Source organism: Okeania sp. (assembly GCF_983059655.1).
The window spans coordinates 1-4,164 of sequence record NZ_CEZPJD010000704.1 but is presented as its reverse complement, the minus strand read 5'-3'; the positions used below and the strand labels follow the sequence as shown (position 1 = coordinate 4,164).

Genomic DNA, 4,164 nt, shown 5'->3' with positions numbered 1-4,164 from the left:
AGTCTCCTTATAAGAAGTTCCCACATTTTTCAAACCAGCTTTAATCATTTCCTGCTCTAATAAAGCAAAGAAACTCGCCCGATCGCCTCCTCTAACCACCGCCTGATTATGAGCTTCTGCCAATACCACCGGATAACCATAACCTTTTTGCACTTGAGCTAACATCATTCCTAACACTAATTCCAACATTTCTTCATCCTCAGCAACCCATTCCGGCATATCAATTCTGGCAACTTCTGTACCAACATTCACATAACAAAAATAGATAATATTATCTCCATATAAATCCAAAATTCTAGCGGAAGATTGCCATAAAGGACTTCTTTGCCCTGGTTGCAATATAGAACCCCAAAATACCACATCTCGCAAAGGTTCAAATGACTGACAAGGTGCTTTTTCCGTAAAACCAAATCCTCCTAACCCAACATTCGGACAATTACTAACACAGTCAGGTTCATCATAAATACAAGCCTTTAAACGTAAAAAAGATAAACTTTCACTACTGCGAGAAGCACTCAAATAACCAATCAAAGGAATACCCGCTAATTTTAATTTATTCCAAGCATCTAAAATCGGATTTAAAATTCTATCCCGTGCTTCAGAAGGCAAAGATTCTAAGAACCAATAAATCAGAGAACCATCAACCATAGCTAATATTGGGTAATCTAAATTATCCGGATTATTTTCCCTCCATTCACAACCCAATTCTGCCAAAACCAAAGCTTCAGAAATAGTCCGTCGATAACCCATCCATTCTTCAGTTTTAATTCCCCATTGTCGAGAAATATAAAGGTCATCTGCTTGATAAAAAATTTCTGGAATACTATCTAAAAGTGGATAAATACTTTCACCATAATTCAGCATGACTCGCCCAATATTTAGCAAATAACAATAAGCAATTTCATGGTGACTTGGTGCTATTTGAGAACCGTCCGTAGCAAAGACTGTATGATTTTTTGGAGGAGGATTAATTTGAGGATAAGTATCTAAAGATTCTATCGGAATAGCCGGATTAAAAAGTATGCGATCGCTCCAACTTTCTTCTAATTCTAATAATTTTTCTTGTTCAGTTTTTGCCTCTTCTAGTAATTGTTGAGCTATTTCTAATCTATTTTGTGCTGCCATTGCTTCTGCTGTGAGATGTTGGCTCATCCCTTGCATTTGTTTCGCTAGTTTTGTTAGGTCTAGCATAGTTTTTATTTCCTAATTTTTAGAGATTTAAGTAATTAATAAGGAAGAAGAAAGAGGGAAGAGGGAAGAAGGAAGAGGGAAGAAATAAAGAAGGAAAGAAAGAAAAGGGAAGAAATAAAGAAGGAAAGAATCAATAGTGACATTGAAGAAAAAAAGGTCATTTCAGTTATCAGTTATCAGTTATCAGTTATCAGTTATCAGTTATCAGTACCTCTGCAATAAGGAGGCTTGAAATAAGGAATATTCTCTTCTCTTGGTCGATTAGATATGAGGAGGAGAACTCGCCATCTCTCGACCGCTTTTTTTATCCCCTTAAAAGTGGGATAATTGATTTGATTTTTTATTATTGGAAATGTCTAAATTTAGGATTTTTATACTATTTCTTAAATTTACAGCATATTCCAAGTATATGAAATACAGAGATTGACAATGAAATTTTTGTAGTGCGGGCATCTTGCCCGCGATTGGTTTACCTGAGTAAAGCAGAATCTGCTATAAGTTTTTTCTTAATCTTCCAGCAGTCTTTCTGTTCCTTTCTTCTTCCTTCTTCTTCCTTCTTACTTGCAGGATAATACTATCTTCTCAAATTTAAGTTTTTTCCTAACTTTCAAGGGGTCTCCCTCTTCCTTCCTTCTTAACTTTTTAGAGGATGTTTTAAAAGTTATTTAGTACTGAATTTTGCCCCCCGAGCAAGCCAATTTTGGGGGGAAAAAGAATCAATTAGTTGGTAAAAGTTCCCCAATTTTGGGGGATGCGCAGAGGCGAGTGATTTAGCAAATGAGACTTCTCAGACAACCTCTTAACTTCTTCCTTCTTCCTTCTTCCCTCTTCCTTATTTCCACTTAGAAAAATCCTGGCAAAACTGAGTAGAAGATAATAAATTAATAGGAGGATGTTGAGCTACAGATTCTCGTTCTTTCTGAGTATTGTAACCCCAATCTGCTAAAAATAATTCTACTTCTTTTAAGTCAGATTGTTTTTGTACAGATAGTAAAGTTTTCAATCTATCTTCAACAAACCAAATAATTGTGCCTGCTCCTGATGCTGCTAATAAAATTCTCAGAGTTTCATACTTAGGACGCTTACATTCTTTGCCAATAATATCCGTTTCAGGTAAATTCACACCTTGTTTTTGCAGGAGCGATCGTACAAACCGCCCCTCTTTAGTTGTCACAATAACTGGTTTAACTTCTGATACTATCAACTGCTTTAACTTTTCCACTACTCCTGGATAAAATTCATGTAAAGACAACCATCCTTCTAAATCTTTTGCTATCCATTCATCTCTAGTACTATCCAGACAACTACCAATTTCTGCTGGATTTTTATTCTCTTCAGTCACAATCTTTGTAGCGATCGCTTGCCATTCCTGTAAAATTTTTTCTTCTTCAATACCTAATATTAATGCCCGAATCAAAACAGGCATTTCCCAACCAATTTCAATTACCGGACGTAATCGATAAAATTTTTCTGCCAAATCATTATTTGGTATTTGCTCTGATGGTTGCCAAATTTGACAATAGGTGCGCCAGGCCGTTTGAAAATATTCAACCAGTCCATTACATAAAACGCCATCAAAGTCAAGAGCTAGAAGAGTAGGAATTGTTTTTTGCATAGTTTAGCTGCTTAAATCAAAAGTTAAAAATTAAAAGTCAAAAGTAAGACTGCTTCATCGCTGTTACCTACCCTATGTAGATTTTACCGTCTTAGATGTTGCATTTTTTAACAAAACTATGTTTTTTACCAGATAGCTTCCGCTGAAAGCCCCCGTATTTTAATGAAAACGAGGGAGTTGTTTAGACTAGACAACTTTAGTTGTCCTGTGCTATTGTAATGGACAATAAGTATTCCAACGCCTTTTTGAAATGTACTGTTGTCAACAAGTTTTAGTAGGTAAAAATCCTCAATTAATTGCAACTTTAACATTCTTATGTGAACAGTCTCACAAGCTAACTAACATGGGAATATATTATGGTCGGCAATTATATTTTAAGTCTCAAAAAGGTATTGGTAAGTTTGACTTAGAAAAGGTTTACAAAAACAACAACCACTATAAAGTTTTACATTCTCAAGCAGCACAACAAGTATTGAGAGCTGTAGCTGAATCATTTAGGTCTTATTATAGTCTAATTAAAGCTTATACTGAAGGAAAAATTGCAGATAGACCTAGAATACCTAACTATAGAAAAAAAGGAAAAGGAGGATTAGCTACAGTTAGTTATCCGGCTCAAGCATTAAAGCTCAAAGGTAATCAAATTAGAGTACCACTAGGTAATACCTGTAAACGCTGGTTTGGTTTAGATTGCTTTTATATTCATAAGCCTAGTAATCTCGAATTTAATGCTCTTAAAGAACTGAGAATTCTACCAAGAAATAGATGTTTTTACTATGAATTTGTCTATGAAAAAGAAGTAGTTAAACCTCAATTAAATCAAGAAAATGTATTAGGGATTGACCATGGTGTCAATAATTGGTTGACTTGTGTATCTAATGTCGGTACGAGCTTAATTGTAGATGGTAAACATCTCAAATCAATGAATCGTTGGTACAACAAACAAGTATCAACTATCAAAGAAAATCAACCTTTGGGATTTTGGTCAAATAAGCTAGCTGTAATTACAGAAAAGCGTAACCGCCAAATTCGTGACGGTATTAATAAAGCAGCCAGAATAGTTATTAATCATTGTGTAGAACATGGGGTTGGTACAATTATTTTTGGTTGGAATAAAGGTCAGAAAAATGAAATAAAATTAGGTCATAAAAATAATTCAGAATTTGTACCAATTCCCACAGCTAGACTTAAAGAAAGAATAGCTCAATTGTGTTCTGAATATGGAATAATCTTTATAGAAACAGAAGAGAGTTATACAAGTATTGCTTCATTTTTAGATGGTGACTATCTGCCTAATTATGGTGAGAAACCCAATGATTGGAAACCATCAGGAAAAAGAATAAAGCGTGGTTTGTATAGAA

Annotated in this window: 3 protein-coding genes; 1 reads left to right on the top strand and 2 read right to left on the bottom strand. The window is 34.8% G+C overall.

Annotated elements, in window-relative coordinates; translation table 11 throughout:
- Positions 1-1,191, bottom strand: a 1,191-nt coding sequence (locus AC3DU7_RS26990; protein ID WP_488042351.1) for a DNA double-strand break repair nuclease NurA, incomplete at its 3' end; no start/stop codon positions are given.
- An 832-nt stretch (positions 1,192-2,023) separates the two neighbouring features.
- A complete protein-coding gene (locus tag AC3DU7_RS26985; protein ID WP_488042350.1) occupies positions 2,024-2,806 on the bottom strand; it encodes an HAD family hydrolase in 783 nt (260 codons plus the stop codon).
- Between the two features lie 250 nt (positions 2,807-3,056).
- Here AC3DU7_RS26985 and AC3DU7_RS26980 point away from each other — a divergent pair.
- Positions 3,057-4,164 (top strand): RNA-guided endonuclease InsQ/TnpB family protein (locus tag AC3DU7_RS26980; protein ID WP_488042349.1); only part of this gene is annotated, 1,108 nt, incomplete at its 3' end.

Excerpts from the sequence above, each read along its gene's own strand:
- AC3DU7_RS26985 (WP_488042350.1), bottom strand. The coding sequence starts at position 2,806 with ATGCAAAAAACAATTCCTACTCTTCTAGCTCTTGACTTTGATGGCGTT.